Genomic DNA, 17,109 nt, shown 5'->3' with positions numbered 1-17,109 from the left:
GCTGTGCCGGGACATGCGGAGATGTGCAGAACAGGAAAGTATTGGCCTAGACCAATACGGTCAAGGGGGTACGGCAAGGTTCCGGGGAGTCCGTAGGATCCCCGGGTGGACATACCGCCGCCCCATCCGCCGTCAGAAGACCAGCCCCAGCCGCAGCCCGAGGACCAGCCCCGGCCGCCGCAGCCCGAGGACCAGCCCCGGCCGCCGCAGCCCGAGGACCAGCCCCGGCCGCCGCAGGACGATGAGCCGCAGCCGGAAGACGCACCGCCGTCGGCGAACGACGGGCCGAGCCTGGTGAAGTCGGCCGAGCCGACCGCGTCCGAGCCGACCACGCCTGAGTGGGCCGCGCCCACCGGGCCCGCGCCGGATCCGACCGTCTCGGGCCTGCCGTCGTACCCGCAGCCCCCGGCCGGGCCGCAGCCGCCGTACGGTCAGGCGCCGCACGGCCAGCCGCCGTTCCCGCCGCCGGGTCCGTACGGGCAGCCTCCGTACGGTCAGCCGCCCTACGCCCAGGGCCCGTACCCGCCGCCCCCGTACCAGCAGTACTGGTACCCGCCGCCGCCCCCGCAGTCGATGAACGGCATGGCCATCGCGTCCTTCGTGCTGGCCGTGAGCTGCATCCCCGTGTTCGGGGTGGTGTTCGGGATCGTCGCGCTCGCCCAGATCCGCAAGCGGGGGCAGCAGGGCAAGGCGCTGGCCGTCTCGGGCATCGCGGTCTCCGGCGTGGCGACGCTCTTCCTCGCGGTGGTGATCACCCTCGGGGTGGTCGGCGCCCTGAACAGCGGCACGCGCACGGACGACCTGCGGACGGGCCAGTGCTTCAACCTGCACGGTGATTCGCTCAGCGAATCCAGCGGCGAGTCCAAGGGTGTCGACGTGGTGCCGTGCGCCGAGGAGCACGACGCGGAGACCTTCGGCGTCACCTCCCTCTCGGACGCGTCCTCGGACTACCCCGGCGACGACGCGGTGCAGACGATGGCCGACACCAAGTGCAATGTGCTCGCGGAGGACTACCTCGACGGCTCCGGCCGGTCGGTCGACTCGCTCAGCATCTACTACTCGCTGCCGCGCGAGAGCGGTTGGTCCAACGGCGACCGCAGGGTGACCTGCTTCTTCGGCGACGGCGGCCGGAAGATGACCGGCTCGGTCAAGGCGTCCTCGGGGGACTCGGGAACCAACGCGTAAACCTTTGGGCATGGCTTGCGGTCAACCACCCAGGGTTGTCAAGCTGTCGCAGATAGTCAACCTGAGGGAGGGGCACCGTGCCTTTCGGTGAGCAGCCCGCATATCTTCGTGTGGCCGACGACCTGCGCCAGAAGATCCTCGACGGGACGCTCGCGCCGCACACCCGGCTGCCCTCCCAGGCGCGCATCCGTACCGAGTACGGGGTGTCCGACACCGTCGCGCTGGAGGCCCGCAAGGTGCTGATGGCCGAGGGGTTCGTCGAGGGACGCTCCGGCTCGGGGACGTATGTGCGCGAGCGTGCGGAACCGCGCCGCATCATCCGCTCGGGCTACCGCCCGGCGAGCCCGCCCAGCCCGTTCCGCCAGGAGCAGGGCGACGAGGGCGTGAAGGGCACCTGGGAGTCGAGCAGCAACCAGGACCTGGCGACGCAGCCGGTGGCCGAGCGGCTGCGGATCGAGCCGGGGGACCGCGTCATGCGTACGCGTTACCTCTACCGGACCGACGGCGAGCCGATGATGCTCGCGACCTCATGGGAGCCGCTGGCCGTCACCGGCCGCACCCCGGTGATGCTGCCGGAGGAGGGGCCGCTCGGTGGGCAGGGCGTCGTCGAGCGGATGGCGGGCATCGAGTTCGTGGTCGACAACATGGTCGAGGAGGTCGGCGCGCGGCCCGGTCTCGCGGACGAGACGGCGGCGCTCGGCGGAGTGCCCGGCCACATCGTGATGGAGGTCAGGCGGACGTACTACGCGTCCGGCCGTCCGGTGGAGACCGCGGACATCATCGTGCCGGCCGAGCGGTACCGCGTTGCATACCACCTGCCGGTGAAGTGACCGGTGAAGTGATCGATAGCCGGACATCGGGGTCCGGGCCTGTCATGCGGACGTAACGCGAGGCCGACGGCCTTAACCGGCGGGCAATCGAGCTCCGCCACCACTTGTCATGTCCGGAACCTACTTTGCGGCGATGACGGACACCGCGACACCCACGGACAAGGCGGTACCCGAGGCGCCGGCAGTGCCCGGCACCCCCGAGCCGCCCGGCGCACCTGGCGCACTCGGTGCGCCCAAGAGGAACTACGCCAAGCTCGCGGCCGACGAGAGCCGTGAGGACTACTCGCTGCGCTACGCGCCGCACTCCTTCCGCCGCTGGTCGCCGACGATGGTGGCGTCCACCGCCCTCGGCGGGATCGCCTATCTCGCGGACTTCGCGATCGGCGCGTCGATCGTCTTCACCTACGGCTTCACCAGCGGACTCGCCTCGATCCTGTGCGCCGCGGCGATCATCTTCCTCACCGGTATCCCCATCGCCCGCGCCTGCGCCACCTACGGCCTGGACATGGACCTCGTCACGCGCGGTGCGGGCTTCGGCTACTTCGGCTCCACCCTCACCTCGCTGATCTACGCGAGCTTCACGTTCATCTTCTTCGCGCTCGAAGGCTCGATCATGGCGCAGGCGCTGCACTCGGCCCTGCACATCCCGGTGGCGGTCGGCTATCTGATCACCACGCTCATCGTCATCCCGTTCGTCTTCCGGGGGATGGGCGCGCTCGCCAGGCTCCAGGCGTGGACACAGCCGGTCTGGCTGATCGGCCTGGTGCTGCCGTTCCTCGTCCTGGCCTTCGAGTCGCCCGACTCCTGGGGCGCGTTCGGGTCCTTCGGCGGCACCGAGGGGGCGGGCTCCGGCTTCCACTGGCTCGGCTTCGGACTCGGTACGGGCGTGGCGCTCTCGCTCATCGCGCAGATCGGCGAACAGGCCGACTACCTGCGGTTCATGCCCGCCAAGACCGAGCAGAACAAGCGCCGTTGGAACCTCGCGGTGCTGGCCGCCGGGCCCGGCTGGGTGATCATCGGCGCGGCCAAGCAGCTGGGCGGCGCGTTCCTCGCCTTCTGCGCGCTCGCGGCCGTCGGCAAGACGCACGCGCTGGAGCCGATCGCGCCGCAGATCGAGGCGCTCAAGCCCTGGCTGGGGTCCGTGGCGCTGCCCGCGGCCGCGGTCTTCGTCGTGGTCTCACAGATCAAGATCAACACGACCAACGCCTACAGCGGGTCGCTGTCCTGGTCGAACTTCTTCTCCCGGATCACTCACAAGCACCCGGGCCGCGTCTGGTACATCTTCCTGAACCTCGGCATCGCGCTGACGCTGATGGAGATGAACATGTTCTCCATGCTCGGCAAGTTGCTGGGCTTCTACTCCAACGTCGGCATCGCGTGGATCGCGGCGGTCACCGCCGACCTCGTCATCAACAAGCCGCTCGGGCTGAGCCCGAAGTACATCGAGTTCAAGCGCGCCTATCTGCACGCGGTGAACCCGGCCGGCTTCGGCGCGATGGCCATCGCCTCCACGGTCTCGATCCTCGCTTTCTTCGGTCTCTTCGGCGAGTACGCGGAGGCGTTCAGCACCTTCATCGCCCTCGGGCTCGCCATGACCCTCAGCCCCCTGCTGGCCTGGGCGACCAAGGGCCGCTACTACCTGGCCCGGCCGAATCCGGTCAATGGTCCGGGGGTTGAAGTAGCGGATGTGACGGCCACCCACACCTGCACGGTGTGCGCGACCGCGTACGAACTGCCGGACGTGGCCGACTGTCCCGTCCAGTCGGGGCCGATCTGCTCGCTGTGCTGCAGTCTCGACGCCGGGTGCGGTGATGTCTGTAAGGACGCCGACGGCGGCGGCGGACCGGTGCTGATGCCGCTGCCCACCGTTCGAACCAGCTGATCCAGTCGTACAGTTGGCCGAATCGGTACCTCTTCCTGGCAACTCGTCCCCGAGCCGTGAAGCTCGGGCGTAGTGTCGGGCATATGCGGATTGCCGTTTCCTCGGACATGGATGAACCGGTGGCGCGGCTGGTCGTCGACGAGCTGCGCCACCGCGGCCACACCGTGCTCGCCTTCGGGGCGCTGCGGGCCGGAGATCGTAAGGACTGGGCGTGGTGCGCCGAGGCGGCCGCGCGGGAAGTGGCGGCCGGGCGTACCGAGCAGGCCGTGGTCTGCTGCTGGACGGGTACGGGTGCGTCCATCGCCGCCAACAAGGTGGCGGGCGTGCGCGCCGCCCTGTGCGGTGACGCCTACACGGCGCGTGGCGCGCGCAAATGGAACGACGCGAACGTGCTGGCCCTCAGCCTGCGGCTGACCAGCGGGGCGCTGCTCTCCGAGATCCTGGACGGGTGGTTCGACGCGGTCCCGAGCGGCCACGCGGACGTCCAGGCCAACATCGAGCACGTCGATTCCATCGGGGTTCCCGACGGGGTCTCGGACGGGGGCTCCGGCGGGGTTTCCGACGCTGCGTCCGACGCTGCGTCCGACGCTGCGCCCGATGAGGCTGACGACGGGGCTCCGGTCGGGGAGACGGTCCGATGACCGAGCTCCCGTGGGTCGTCGTACGCCAGGACGACAACGGCAACCGCTACCGCGTCGGCCGCTACGCGACGCGTGAGGAGGCCGAACGCGTCTCCGACATGCTGGACGCGCGCGGCCACAAGCAGCTCTATCTCGTCGAGCGGATCGACCGCCAGGCGTCGTAGGGTTCCGCGCATGACATTGCGCGTGGTCGTGGGCGGAGCCGTACTGGACCAGGGCCGGCTCCTCGCCGCCCGCCGCAGCGCCCCGCCCGCGCTCGCCGGCCGCTGGGAGCTGCCGGGCGGCAAGGTCGAGCCGGGTGAGACCCACGAGCAGGCCCTCGTGCGCGAGCTGCGCGAGGAGCTCGGCGTGGAGGTCGAGCCGATCGCCCGGATCCCGGGGGAGTGGCCGCTGAGCGCGGGGCTGGTCCTGCACGCGTGGACGGCGCGGCTGGTGTCAGGAACGCCGGTGCCGCTGGAGGACCACGACGAGCTGCGGTGGCTGTCGCCGGACCGTGTCCATGAGGTCGACTGGCTCGACCAGGACCGACCGGCGGTCGCCTGGACCGCCGCCCACCTCCTCGCCTCCGGCTGAGGTTCCCCCGCTACCTGTGCTGCCATGTGCGCCTTGACGCCGGGCGAGGCGGGGGTGGCCTCAAACGCCGGCCGGGCTGAGCGGACTCCGTTGTGCATCAGGTGGCCTCGAGCGCCGGCCGGGCTGAGCGGACTCCGTTGTGCATCAGGTGGCCTCGAGCGCCGGCCGGGCTGAGCGGACTCCCTTGCGCATCAGGTGGCCTCGAGCGCCGGCCGGGCGGATGGGCTCGCTCACCCGCCGAGTGGCCAAACGTGGGCCGTTCGGTGGTAGCCGCAGGCGTCCGTTCGGCCGCGAGCACCCAACCGTCCGACGTTCGCCCCGCCGGGCGCGTAAGCCGCGGTCGGGCCGGTCGATGGCCCGCGCCTGTGCCCCGCCCCCGCGCCTGTGCCCCGCCCCGGGGCCTGGGCCAGGGCCAGGGCGGTCAGGTCCGGCTGAGCGGCAGCGGCCAGGCGGACCGCGCACCGCGGCTCCTGGCCGAGGCCGTACTTACTGGCACCGCGGGCCCCACGCCCGCCACCGGAGGCAGGCCGCGCGCCGCAGCGCATCCCCGGCTGAAGCCGTGATCCCCCACCGCGCTGCAGGCGGACCGCGCACCGCGGCTCCCGGCCGCGGCCGTACCTACCGGTGCCGCGGGCCCCACGCCCGCCACCGCAGGCGGACCGCGCGCCGCAGCGCCCCTCCCGGCTGGGGCCGTACTCGCCTACCGCGCCGCAGGCGCGCTTCGCGTCGGGGCGGCATCCGCACCCACCTCCCGCCGTACTCCCCCCACCGCGCCGGAGGCGTCGCGGTACGGAGGGGGAGATATCGGGTATGTGGGGGTTGATCCCTCTTCATAGCCGGGCGATCCGGCCCGATTCGGTCAGGGACGATGTGGACGGCTTGAGCAGCAGCGATGAGGCGGCGGGGGCGCGGAGGCGCGGCGGGCTGCAGCCGGGGCCGGCGGCCGAGGTCGCGGACAGCCCGACGGGCACGTTGCTGGACACGCTGCGGGTGGCCGTCGTCATGCTGGACACGTCGGGCCGGGTGTTGCTGTGGAGCCCCCTCGCAGAGGAAATGCTGGGGTGGGCGGGCGAGCACATCGTCGGGCGCCGCGTCGGCGGCCTCTTCGACATGGGCGAGGCGTCCGGCGGTGCCCGCCGGATGGCGGCGGTGCCCGAGCCGGGAAGGGCCGAGCGGATCCTGGCCGACCTGCTGCGCAACGGCCGCTGGGACGGAATCCTGTCGCTGCGGCACCGCGACGGCCACAGCGTGCAGGTCGAGGCGCGCGCCTCGCTGCTGGTGGACGGGGACGGCCGGCCGTTCGTCCTCGCCTCGGTCGCCGAGACGGCCCGGCTGCGCACCCTGGAGCACGACCTCGCCGCGCTGGACGCGCTCTACGACTCGTCACCGCTGGGCGTCGCGGTCTTCGACACGGAGCTGCGCTACGTACGGGTCAACGAGGCGCTGGCCCGGATGAACGGGCTGTCCTCCGCGGAACACATCGGCCGGACCGTCAGCGAGATCGTCGACGACCCGGGGGCGGCCGCCGAGCTGACCACGTTGCAGCGTGCGGTGCTGGCCACCGGCCGCCCCGTCATCGACCTGATGATGCTGGCCCCGCGCGGCCTCGGCCACCGCTCCATCTCCTACCACCGCCTGGAGGACCGGGCGGGCCGGGTGCTGGGCATCAGCGCGACGGTGATGGACGTGACCGAGCGGAAGGAGGCGGCCGACAAGGTCGAGCGGGCCCGCAGCCGGCTGGCGCTGCTCAACGACGTCGGTGCGCGGATCGGTGGCCTGCTGGACGTACGCCGGGGCGCGGAGGAGCTGGCGCGGGCGCTGGTGCCGAGGTTCAGCGACTACTCGGGGGTGATCCTGCACGCGGCGGTCGCCGACGGCGGGGAGCTGCCGACGGTGCAGTACAGCGAGAGCACGCCGATGCGGCAGCTGGGCGTGGGCGCGATCCGGCAGGGTCCCGAGGTGGACCGGATGATCAAGCTGGGCTCGGTCATCTCGTTCACCCGCAAGTCCATCTTCGGCACGGTGCTGGCCACCGGGCGGCCGCAGTTGGTGGAGAACAACGAGCAGTTGCTCGCGACGACGTTCCCCGGTGACCCCAAGGTGCGGGCCACCATGGAGCTGGGCATCCACTCGCTGCTGGTGCTGCCGCTGCGGGCGCGCGGCGTCGTGCTGGGGCTGCTGGTGGTCAGCCGGGCGGACAGCAGGGAGGCGTTCGACCGCGACGACCTGGCCCTGGCGATGGAGCTTGCCGACCGGGCGGGCTCCGGGCTCGACAACGCGCGGCTGTACGTCCGGGAGCGCGAGGGCGCCCTGATGCTGCAGCGCAGCCTGCTGCCGCAGAGCGTTCCGCAGCCGCAGGGCGTCGAGGTCGCCTTCCGGTACGTGCCCGGCAGCAGCGGCACCGAGGTGGGCGGCGACTGGTTCGACGTGATCCCGCTGGCCGGCGGCCGGGTCGCGTTCGTCATCGGCGATGTGATGGGGCACGGGCTCGGCGCCGCCGCGACCATGGGCCGGCTGCGTACCGCCGTCCGGACCCTCGCCGGACTCGACATGCCGCCGCACGAGCTGCTGCGCCGCGTCAACGACCTCGGCGACGACCTCGCCCAGGACCAGGACGAGGGCTGGATGGCCACCGTCGTGTACGCCGTCTACGACCCGGCGACCCGGCGCTGCACCCTGGCGAAGGCCGGGCATCTGCCGCCGGTGCTGGTCTATCCGGGGGAGGAGTGCGGTTTCGCGGGGTGCGGCGCGACCCTGCTGGAGATGCCGTCGGGGGCGCCGCTCGGTGTCGAGGGTGTGGAGTTCGAGTCCGTGGAGCTGGACGTACCGGACGGCACGGTGCTGGTGCTCTACACCGATGGGCTGGTCGAGGCGCGCGGCGAGGACATCACCGACGGTCTGGACCGGCTCTCCACGGTGCTGTCCCGCCCCCTCTCCTCGCTGGAGGACGCCTGTGACGATCTGCTCGCGACGATGGTGCCGGGCCGGGAACCGGACGACGTGGCCCTGCTGATGGCCCGGCTCGGAGGTCTCCCCGAGGGCAGCACCGCCTCGTGGACCTTCCCGGCCGAGCCCAGTGCCGTGCGGCGGGCCCGCCGCCATGTCCGCGAGACCCTCGCCGACTGGCACCTCGAATCGCTGACCGATGTGACGGTGCTGCTCGTCAGCGAACTGGTCACCAACTCCCTGCGGTACGCGCACGGTCCGATCGGCGTACGGATGGTGCGCGGCGGCTCGCTGCTCGTCGAGGTCTCCGACCCGCTCCCCGATCCGCCGCTGGAACGCGAGGCCACCACCGAGGACGAGGGCGGCCGCGGTCTGCAACTCGTGGCGCGTGCCTCACGGCGCTGGGGCACGCGGCACGGGCGGCTCGGCAAGACGGTGTGGTTCGAGCTCGCGATGCCGCCCGCCGTGTCCGGCACCTGACAGAGTGGTTCAGCGACTCCCCACCGGGTAGCGAGTAGAGGCGAACGGGAACCAGTGGGAGCCGAGATGATGCTGTGATCGTCAAGACCGTGTGCGGGACGGTCGTGATGCTGAATACTCGGCTCCAAACCGGTCCATGTGTGCTGAGCTGGAGGGGTCGGGCTAGTGAACGACGTGCCAGCGGGGGCCGATGTGTCTGATGAGCGGGGCGGGACCACTTCTCCCCGGGCCACGGTCTGGCAGTCCAGCCCGCCGGGTTCGATCTACGACTACATCCGCGTGGCCTCCTTCTCGATCGGCCCCGACGGGCGGATCGACCAGTGGAGCGACCGGGCCGCCGAGTTCTTCGGGGTGCCGGCCGCGCAGGCGCTCGGCAAGGACCCCATCACCGCGTTCGCGCCGCCGGACACCTGGGACCGCGGCCATGAGCGGGTGGCGGAGATCCTGGACGGCCGGGAGTGGATAGGTCTCGCGCCCTACCGTGACGCCGCCGGTACCGAGGGCATCGCCGAGATCTATGTGATGCCCGCCGACCGGGGGGCGCTGTGCATCGCCGTCGACGTCTCGTCGCTCCGGCAGATAGAGACCGACCTGGCGGCATCCCAGGCCGTTTTCGGGCAGTCCCCGATGGGCTTCGTCCTCTTCGACACCCATCTGCGGCTGCTGCGCGTCAACGAACGTTTCGCGACCGTCTTCGGCCGCACCGCCGAGGAGCACCGCGGCCGCGGCCCGCACGACTTCCTGTCCCGGGTCGAGGCCGACCGGCTCACCGCCGCGCTGCGCCAGGTGCTGGAGAGCGGGGATCCGGTCCTGGACATGCCGCTGGTCGGCACCGTGCCGGGGGAGAGCGGGCGCCGCCGCTGGGCGATCTCGCTGTACCGGCTGCACAGCGGCAGCGGGCGGCCGATAGGGGTCGCCGGGCTCGCCATGGATGTCACCGGGCGGCAGCGGGCCGAGCGCGAGGCCGCGCACGCCCGCCGCAATCTCGCCCTGCTCAACGAGGCCGGGGTGCGGATCGGCAACTCGCTGGACCTGGAGACCACCGCCCGCGAACTGCTCGACGTCGCCGTGCCGCACTTCTGCGATCTGGCGTCCGTCGACCTGTACCAGGCGCTGCTCGTCGGCGAGGAGGACCTCGGGGGCACGTCGGACGGCAGCGGCGAGGTGCGCCGGGTGGCGTTCGCCAGTGCCGTCTCGAACGCGCCCTCCGCGATCCTGGGCGGTGACGGCGAGGACGGCTCGGTGCCCGTCGGATCCGTCCACCGCCACCCGTTCAACTCGCCCTGCGCCAGCGCGCTCAGGACCGCCCAGACGCAGATGGTCGGCGTGGACCCCGAGCCGGACCTGGGCGGCGCGCTCGTCCAGTCCACGCTGATCGTCCCGATGGTCGCCCGTGACACCGTCCTCGGCCTGGTGCAGTTCTCCCGGGCCAAGGGCAGTGAGCCGTTCTCGGAGCGGGACCGGATGCTCGCGGAGGAGCTGGCCGCGCGCGCCGCGGTCTGTATCGACAACGCGCGGCTGTACCGGCGCGAGCACGAGCGAGCGCTGATACTGCAGCGCAGCCTGCTGCCACCGGGCAATCCGGAGGCGGCCGGGCTGGACATCGCCTGTCGCTATCTGCCGGGCAACATGGAGACCGAGGTCGGCGGCGACTGGTTCGACGTCATCGAGCTGCCGGGGCACCGCACGGCGCTCGTCGTCGGCGACGTGATGGGCCGGGGGCTGCGCGCCGCCGTGGCGATGGGTGAACTCCGCACCGCCGTACGGACGCTGGCCCTGCTCGACCTGGAACCGGCCGAGGTGCTCACCGCACTCGACGAGGTGGCCCGCGGCCTCGGCGCCCCGCCGGAGACCCGCAGCCGGCGCGGCAAGGACCGCGGCGGCACGGACCTCACCGAGGTCTACCTCGCCACCTGCGTCTACGCCGTGTACGACGCGGTCACCCGGCGGTGCACGATCGCCAACGCCGGGCATCTGCCGCCGGTGGTCGTCGAGCCGGGTGAGCCCGCGCTCATGCTGGAGGTCCCCACCGGGATGCCGCTCGGGGTGGGCGGCGAGCCCTTCGAGGAGGTCGACGTCGAGCTCCCGGACGGCGCGCTCCTCGGGCTCTACACCGACGGCCTCGTCGAGTCCCGCAACCACCCGCTGGACGAGGGCCTCGAAGCCCTCCGCGCCGCGTTCGACGATCCGCAGCGTCCCCTGGAGGACGTCTGCGACCACATCCTCGCGACCCTGGACACCGCCCACGGCGAGGACGACATCGCCCTCCTGATGGCCCGCGTCCACGGTCTGCCGGCCGACTCCGTCGGGGACTGGACGCTGGAGCCGCACCCCGCCTCGGTCGCCCGCGCCCGCGAGTACGCCCGCGAACGGCTGCTCTCCTGGGGTCTGGAAGAGCTCGTCGACACCACGGAACTACTGGTCAGCGAGCTCGTCACCAATGCCCTGCGGCATGGCGACGGCGACATCCGGCTCCGGCTGCTGCGCGACCGCACCCTCGTCTGCGAGGTCTGGGACGGCGCGCTGGTGCAGCCCAGGCGGCGGCGCGCCCGCGACACCGACGAGGGGGGCCGCGGCCTCCAGCTCGTCAGCCTGCTCAGCGAGAGCTGGGGCAGCCGCCGCACCCACCGCGGGAAGACCGTCTGGTTCGAGCTCGCCCTGCCGGGCGACGGCGGCCCCGGCGGAGGACCGGGGCGGGAACCGACCGTGGACGAGCTGCTGAGCATGTACTAGGGCGTGTTGCGAAAGGAGCGCCGTTCGCCCGGAGGGCGTGGCCCACTGCGTCTGGTGCGTGCGCTGGCAAGGCGGAGGGTCGTCCTCGTACTGGACGTACGTGGACGAGCCCGACAACGCGGCGAGGGCGTGCCAGGCGTCGTGGGCCAGGCGGGACTTTCGCAACACGCCCTGGACACGGGGGCCGCCGGGCGGGCTACTTGACGGCCTTGAGGGCGGCGAGGCGAGCCTCGACCTCCGCGCTGTCGGAGAGGGTGTCGAGGCTCTCGAACTGGGCGTCCAGCGAGGACGCGGCCAGCTCCTCCTTGCCCTTGGCCTTGGCCTCCTCGCGCCGGACCTTGTCCTCGAAGCGGCCCAGCTCGCTGGTCGGGTCGAGCACGTTGATGTTCTTGGCCGCGTCCATCATCTGGTTCTGCGCCTGCGCGGACTTGGCCCGCGCCACCAGCGAGTCCCGCCTGCTCTGCAGTTCACCCAGCTTGGTGCGCATCTGGTCGAGACCGGACTTGAGCTTGTCGACGATCTCGGTCTGGCTCGCGATGACCGGCTCCGCGGTCCTCGCCTCCTTCTCCGACGTGACCTGGCGGCCCAGCGCGACCTTCGCGAGGTTGTCGAAGCGGTCGGCGTCCGCGGTGCTTCCGGCGGCCCGCAGCTCATCGGCCTTCTTGCTGGCGGCGAGGGCCTTGCCGCCCCATTCCGCGGCGGCCGCCACGTCCTCGTCGTGGTCCTGCTCCATCAGCCGGAGATTGCCGATGGTGGCGGCGACCGCCTCCTCGGCCTCGGAGATGTTGTTGCTGTAGTCGCGGATGAGCTGGTCGAGCATCTTCTGCGGGTCCTCGGCCTGGTCGAGGAGCGCGTTGACGTTGGCCTTCGCGAGCTGGGTCACCCGGCCGAGGATCGTCTGCTTCGTCATGGCTGGAGTTCCTTTGCGGGTAGGTAGGAGAAGCGAGGAGCTGGTCAGAAGCGGCCGCCGCCGCCCATCCGGCCACGGGTGCCGCCTCCGCCGAAGCTCCCGGGACCCCCGCCCCCGCCGAAACCGCCACCACCGCCGAATCCGCCCCCGCCGCCGTTCAGGATTCCGCCGAGGATGATCCCGCCCAGTACGGCGCCGCTCATCCCTCCGCCGCCGCGCCCGCCGCCGCCGAAACCGCCTCCGAAGCCGCCGCCGCTCACATCCTGCTGGGCGAACTGCTGTGCCTGACGCGCCAGTTGGTCCGCCTGCTGCGCCTCGGAGAGCGCGCCCGCCGCATCGGTGGCGGCCAGCGACTCGGCCTGCTCCAGCCGCCGCTCGGCCTCGGCGAGCCGGGTACGGGCCTGGCTGCCGATCGCGCCACGATGTGTGGTGATGACGTCCCGGGCCGCGGCCACCTCGCTGCGGGCCGCCAGCAGGGCCTGGCCCAGCAGACCGCGGGCCCGCTGCTCGTTCACCGCTCCCTCGCGGGCGCCGGTCAGTGCCGCGTCGAGAGCGGCGTCCGCCTCCTCGATCCGGCGCAGCCCCGAGATCGGGTCGTGGCGGCCGGCCGTCAGCTCCTGCCGTACGTCGCCGAGCACGGACTCGGCGCGGGCTATCCGGCCCCGCAGATCCGCCGTCGGCGCCCCGTCGGCGGTCCCGCTGAGCAATCCCTTGGCATCGGCCAGGTCGGTGTCGGTCTCGGTCAGCGCGTCCTGGAGCCTGGCATCGGCCTGCTCCAGTTCCTCCGCCCGGCGTACGACCGACTCGGCGAGCGTCCCGGCCTGGTCGAGGGCGCCTTCGGCGGCCCGTACGAACACCGCCGCCCGGGACATGTCGCCCGCGTCGATCGCCTTCCTGGCCCCGTCGATCGCGGTCCCGGCGAACACCAGCCGGTCCCGCGCCTCGGCCGGATGGCCGGTGACCGGTTCGACGGCCGCGTCCGCGTACGTCCGGGTGAGGGTGCCGATCGCGGTCTCGGCGGCGGTCACATGCGCGTCGAGCGCCGCCGCGGTCGCCTCGGCCTGCGCGAGCGCCTGCGCGGCGTTGGACTCCAGCGCCCGCAGCCGGTCGAACGCGTCGGACTCGGCGTCCAGCCGGCGGTTCGCCTGGGTGCAGCGGCTCAGGATCTCGTCGAGCATCAGCCGGCGGGTCGCCTCGTCCTCGGGAAAGGCGTCGTCGAGCTTCTGCCGCAGCTGGAAGGCGGCGGTCAGCTCACCGCGCGCGTACGAGACCGCCTCGGTGAACGGCTGGGCCGCCTCGTCACCGAACTGCGCCGCCGCGAACCCGAGCTCCTCCTGGCTGGTGCGCACGGCGTCGTCCGTCTCCACCAGCAGCTGCTTCGCCTGGGCGTCGAGCTCCGGGAGCGGCGTGACCCGCGGCCGCTCGGCGGCGCCACCCCGGCCCCAGCCGCCGCCCTGCGGCGGCGCGCCCCGGCTGCCCCGTTTGCGCCGCGAGTACACGAGCGCGCCCAGCACGCCGGCGCTGCCGACCGCCGCGACCGGGATCCACAGGCTGCTCGACCCGTTCCCGCCCGAGCCGCCGCCCGGATCCTCGGTCCCCGGCGTGATCGCGGGCGCCACGACCGGCTGTCCGCCGAGCACCGCCCCGAACCCGTTCGCGGCGCCGATGGCGGCGCCCGCCCAGTCGTTCTGCTTCAGCGCGGGCTCGATCGCCGAGCGGTTCACCTCGTCCAGCTGGCTCTGGGTGAACCCCGAGCTCTGGTCGGCGGAGACGGCGTACTGCCGGTCGTGCGTCGCGACGGCCAGCAGCACGTCGTTCTGCCCGAGGCCGTTGCGCTGCGCGGTGGCGTTGGCCCACTCCTGGGCGTCCCGCCCGGAGAAGCCGTTCACATAGGCGACGAAGAGCTGGATCCGATGGCCGGCGTAGAGCTTCTCCAGCGCGTCCGCCACCTGCTGCTTACGGTCACCCAGCGCGCCGACCTTGTCGGTGATCTGGCCGGTGCGCGACAGGGTGATCGGGTCGTCGGCGTGCGCGGTACCGGCGGCGCCGGCGAGCGGCAGCAGCAGGGCGCCGAGGAGCGCCACGATTCCGCCGAGTCGCCGCATCAGCCGCATCCGATCCGCCACGCGCCTGCGGCATGGCTCTGTTCGGGAGCGTATGCGCGGTTTGTACGGCTCGCGACCGTACGGCCTCCGGCCGAGTGCCGGAGGCCGTACGGTGCGGTTACGGCCGCCGCAGGATCTTGTTGCCCAGCCAGACCAGTGGGTCGTACTTGCGGTCGACCGCCCGCTCCTTGAGCGGGATGAGTGCGTTGTCGGTGATCTTGATGTGTTCCGGGCAGACCTCGGTGCAGCACTTGGTGATGTTGCAGTAGCCGAGTCCGTGGTCGTCCTGGGCCGACACCTTGCGGTCCAGGCCCTCCTCGGCGGCCGCGTCCAGCGGGTGCATGTCGAGCTCGGCGATCCGCATCAGGAAGCGCGGCCCGGAGAAGGCGATCTTGTTCTCCTCGTGGTCGCGGACCACGTGGCAGGTGTCCTGGCACAGGAAGCACTCGATGCACTTGCGGAACTCCTGGGAGCGTTCCACGTCCTGCTGCTGCATCCGGTACTCGCCCGGCTTGAGGCCGGCCGGCGGCACGAACGCCGGCACCTCGCGCGCCTTCGCGTAGTTGAAGGACACGTCCGTCACCAGGTCACGGATGACGGGGAACGCGCGCATCGGGGTGACGGTGACGGTCTCGTCGGCCGTGAAGACCGACATCCGCGTCATGCACAGCAGGCTCGGCCTGCCGTTGATCTCGGCGCTGCACGATCCGCACTTGCCGGCCTTGCAGTTCCAGCGGACCGCGAGGTCGGACGCCTGGGTGGCCTGCAGCCGGTGGATGATGTCGAGGACGACCTCGCCCTCGTTCACTTCCACCTGGTAGTCGTTCAGGTCCCCGCCGTCGGCGTCGCCCCGCCACACCTTGAAGTGTGCTGTGTACGTCACGGGGCCAACTCCTCGTCCGTCAGATACTTCAGCAGTTCTTCCTTCTCGAACAGGGCGAGGAGGTCGTCCCGCATCGGGTCCATGTCGCGGCGCCGGAGCGTGACCTGGCCGCGCTCCGGGTCGGTGTCGGCGAGCCCGCCGCTGGGGTCGGACAGCTCGCAGACGAGATTGACCTTCCGCCAGGTCCGGTCCATGCCGGGATGGTCCTCGCGGGTGTGGCCGCCGCGGCTCTCGGTGCGCTCCAGCGCGGCACGCGCCACGCACTCGCTGACCAGCAGCATGTTGCGCAGGTCGATCGCCAGGTGCCAGCCGGGGTTGAACTGCCGGTGGCCCTCGACGCCGGCCCGCCGCGAGCGCATCCGCAGATCGGTGAGGCGGCTGAGCGCCTCCTCCATCTCCGGGGCCCGGCGGATGATGCCGACCAGGTCGTTCATGGCCTGCTGCAGTTCCTGGTGGAGGGTGTACGGGTTCTCCGCGACCTGCCCCTGCGGCAGGTCCGGGTCGGAGGCCTCAGCGCTGAACGGGCGCAGCGCCTCGGCGGCCGCGCTGTCGATCTGGTCCTCCGGGACGGCGGGCCGCCCGGTGCCGAGCGCGGCCACGTACTCCGAGGCGTGCAGTCCGGCCCGGCGGCCGAAGACCAGCAGGTCGGAGAGGGAATTGCCGCCCAGCCGGTTCGAGCCGTGCATTCCTCCGGCCACCTCGCCCGCCGCGTACAGTCCCGGCACGCCGCGGGCCGCCGCGGTGTCGGGCTCCACGTCGACGCCGCCCATCATGTAGTGGCAGGTCGGGCCGACCTCCATGGGTTCGGCGGTGATGTCGACGTCGGCGAGTTCCTTGAACTGGTGGTGCATCGACGGCAGCCGCCGTTTGATCTCCTCGGCCGGGAGCCGGGTCGAGACGTCGAGGAAGACCCCGCCGTGCGGAGTGCCACGGCCCGCCTTGACCTCGGAGTTGATGGCGCGGGCCACCTCGTCGCGGGGGAGCAGCTCCGGCGGCCGGCGGAATGTGGCCGGGTCGGCGTACCAGCCGTCGGCCTCCTGCTCGGACTGCGCGTACTTCTCCTTGAACACGTCCGGGATGTAGTCGAACATGAACCGTTTGCCGTCGCTGTTGCGCAGTACCCCGCCGTCGCCGCGGACCGACTCGGTGACGAGGATGCCCTTGACGGACGGCGGCCAGACCATCCCGGTGGGGTGGAACTGGATGAACTCCATGTTGATGAGCGGCGCGCCCGCGAGCAGTGCCAGCGCGTGCCCGTCGCCGGTGTACTCCCACGAGTTGGAGGTCACCTTGAAGGACTTGCCGATGCCGCCGGTCGCGAGGACCACGGCCGGGCTCTCGATGACGAAGAGCCGGCCCGACTCGCGGATGTAGCCGAAGACCCCGCTGACCGCCGGGCCGTCCTTGAGCACCCGGGTGACCGTGCACTCCTGGAAGACCTTGAGCCGCGCCTCGTAGTCGCCGAACTCGGCGAAGTCCTCCTGCTGCAGGGAGACGATCTTCTGCTGGAGGGTGCGGATCAGCTCCAGGCCGGTCCGGTCGCCGACGTGCGCGAGCCGCGGGTACTCGTGGCCGCCGAAGTTGCGCTGCGAGATCCGGCCGTCCTTGGTGCGGTCGAAGAGCGCGCCCCAGGTCTCCAGCTCCCACACCCGGTCGGGCGCCTCGCGGGCGTGCAGTTCGGCCATCCGCCACTGGTTGAGGAACTTCCCGCCGCGCATGGTGTCGCGGAAGTGCACTTCCCAGTTGTCGTTGGAGTTGGCGTTGCCCATGCTGGCCGCGATACCGCCCTCGGCCATCACCGTGTGCGCCTTGCCGAACAGCGATTTGCAGATGACCGCCGTGCGCATGCCCTGCTCGCGGGCCTCGATGGCGGCGCGCAGACCTGCCCCGCCCGCGCCGACGACGACCACGTCGTAAGTGTGCCTTTCGACTTGCGTCATG

General features: G+C 71.9%; 11 protein-coding genes and 1 pseudogene. 8 read left to right on the top strand and 4 right to left on the bottom strand.

The features are described 5' to 3' along the window. Window positions 1-105: 105 nt before the first annotated feature. The 8 genes and pseudogenes from G3I60_RS46795 (at window position 106) to G3I60_RS14375 (ending at window position 11,270) form a co-directional block, all read left to right on the top strand. Window positions 106-1,185, top strand: a complete 1,080-nt coding sequence (locus tag G3I60_RS46795) for a DUF4190 domain-containing protein (protein WP_164295303.1) — start codon at window positions 106-108, stop codon at window positions 1,183-1,185. 77 nt (window positions 1,186-1,262) lie between these two features. After that, window positions 1,263-2,015 (top strand): GntR family transcriptional regulator, encoded by a 753-nt coding sequence (locus G3I60_RS14405; RefSeq protein WP_138351053.1) that lies wholly within the window; start codon window positions 1,263-1,265, stop codon window positions 2,013-2,015. A gap of 133 nt (window positions 2,016-2,148) precedes the next feature. After that, window positions 2,149-3,897, top strand: coding sequence for a cytosine permease (locus tag G3I60_RS14400; RefSeq protein ID WP_203672900.1), 1,749 nt, complete (start codon window positions 2,149-2,151; stop codon window positions 3,895-3,897). Window positions 3,898-3,980: 83 nt separating this feature from the next. After that, window positions 3,981-4,412, top strand: a pseudogene (locus tag G3I60_RS14395) (RpiB/LacA/LacB family sugar-phosphate isomerase); the annotation flags it as partial. 122 nt (window positions 4,413-4,534) lie between these two features. After that, window positions 4,535-4,702 carry an SPOR domain-containing protein gene (locus G3I60_RS14390; RefSeq protein WP_138351051.1) on the top strand — a complete coding sequence of 56 codons (168 nt, stop codon included), beginning with the start codon at window positions 4,535-4,537 and terminating at the stop codon, window positions 4,700-4,702. 10 nt (window positions 4,703-4,712) lie between these two features. Further along, on the top strand, window positions 4,713-5,111 hold the full coding sequence (locus G3I60_RS14385; RefSeq protein WP_164295301.1) for a (deoxy)nucleoside triphosphate pyrophosphohydrolase: 399 nt from the start codon (window positions 4,713-4,715) through the stop codon (window positions 5,109-5,111). Between the two features lie 879 nt (window positions 5,112-5,990). Further along, window positions 5,991-8,537, top strand: a complete 2,547-nt coding sequence (locus tag G3I60_RS14380) for a SpoIIE family protein phosphatase (protein ID WP_239069818.1) — start codon at window positions 5,991-5,993, stop codon at window positions 8,535-8,537. 192 nt (window positions 8,538-8,729) lie between these two features. Beyond that, window positions 8,730-11,270 carry a SpoIIE family protein phosphatase gene (locus G3I60_RS14375; RefSeq protein ID WP_244809387.1) on the top strand — a complete coding sequence of 847 codons (2,541 nt, stop codon included), beginning with the start codon at window positions 8,730-8,732 and terminating at the stop codon, window positions 11,268-11,270. Between the two features lie 196 nt (window positions 11,271-11,466). Here the strand turns inward: G3I60_RS14375 and G3I60_RS14370 are convergent, their stop codons facing one another. The 4 genes from G3I60_RS14370 to G3I60_RS14355 all read right to left on the bottom strand — a co-directional run bounded on the left by G3I60_RS14370 (window position 11,467) and on the right by G3I60_RS14355 (window position 17,108). Further along, window positions 11,467-12,180 carry a PspA/IM30 family protein gene (locus tag G3I60_RS14370; protein ID WP_164295299.1) on the bottom strand — a complete coding sequence of 238 codons (714 nt, stop codon included), beginning with the start codon at window positions 12,178-12,180 and terminating at the stop codon, window positions 11,467-11,469. Window positions 12,181-12,224: 44 nt separating this feature from the next. Beyond that, the gene (locus G3I60_RS14365) at window positions 12,225-14,285 is read right to left on the bottom strand and encodes a TPM domain-containing protein (protein WP_164295326.1); all 2,061 of its coding nucleotides are present in this window, start codon (window positions 14,283-14,285) and stop codon (window positions 12,225-12,227) included. Window positions 14,286-14,403: 118 nt separating this feature from the next. After that, on the bottom strand, window positions 14,404-15,168 hold the full coding sequence (locus G3I60_RS14360; RefSeq protein ID WP_138351045.1) for a succinate dehydrogenase/fumarate reductase iron-sulfur subunit: 765 nt from the start codon (window positions 15,166-15,168) through the stop codon (window positions 14,404-14,406). Then, a complete protein-coding gene (locus tag G3I60_RS14355) occupies window positions 15,165-17,108 on the bottom strand; it encodes a fumarate reductase/succinate dehydrogenase flavoprotein subunit (RefSeq protein WP_138351044.1) in 1,944 nt (647 codons plus the stop codon). Before G3I60_RS14355 ends, G3I60_RS14360 begins: the two co-directional genes overlap by 4 nt. Window position 17,109 lies beyond the last annotated feature (1 nt).

The organism is Streptomyces sp. SID13666 (assembly GCF_010548325.1).
Classification (GTDB): Bacteria; Actinomycetota; Actinomycetes; order Streptomycetales; family Streptomycetaceae; genus Actinacidiphila; species Actinacidiphila fildesensis.
This window is presented reverse-complemented; position numbering and strand designations above follow the sequence as displayed.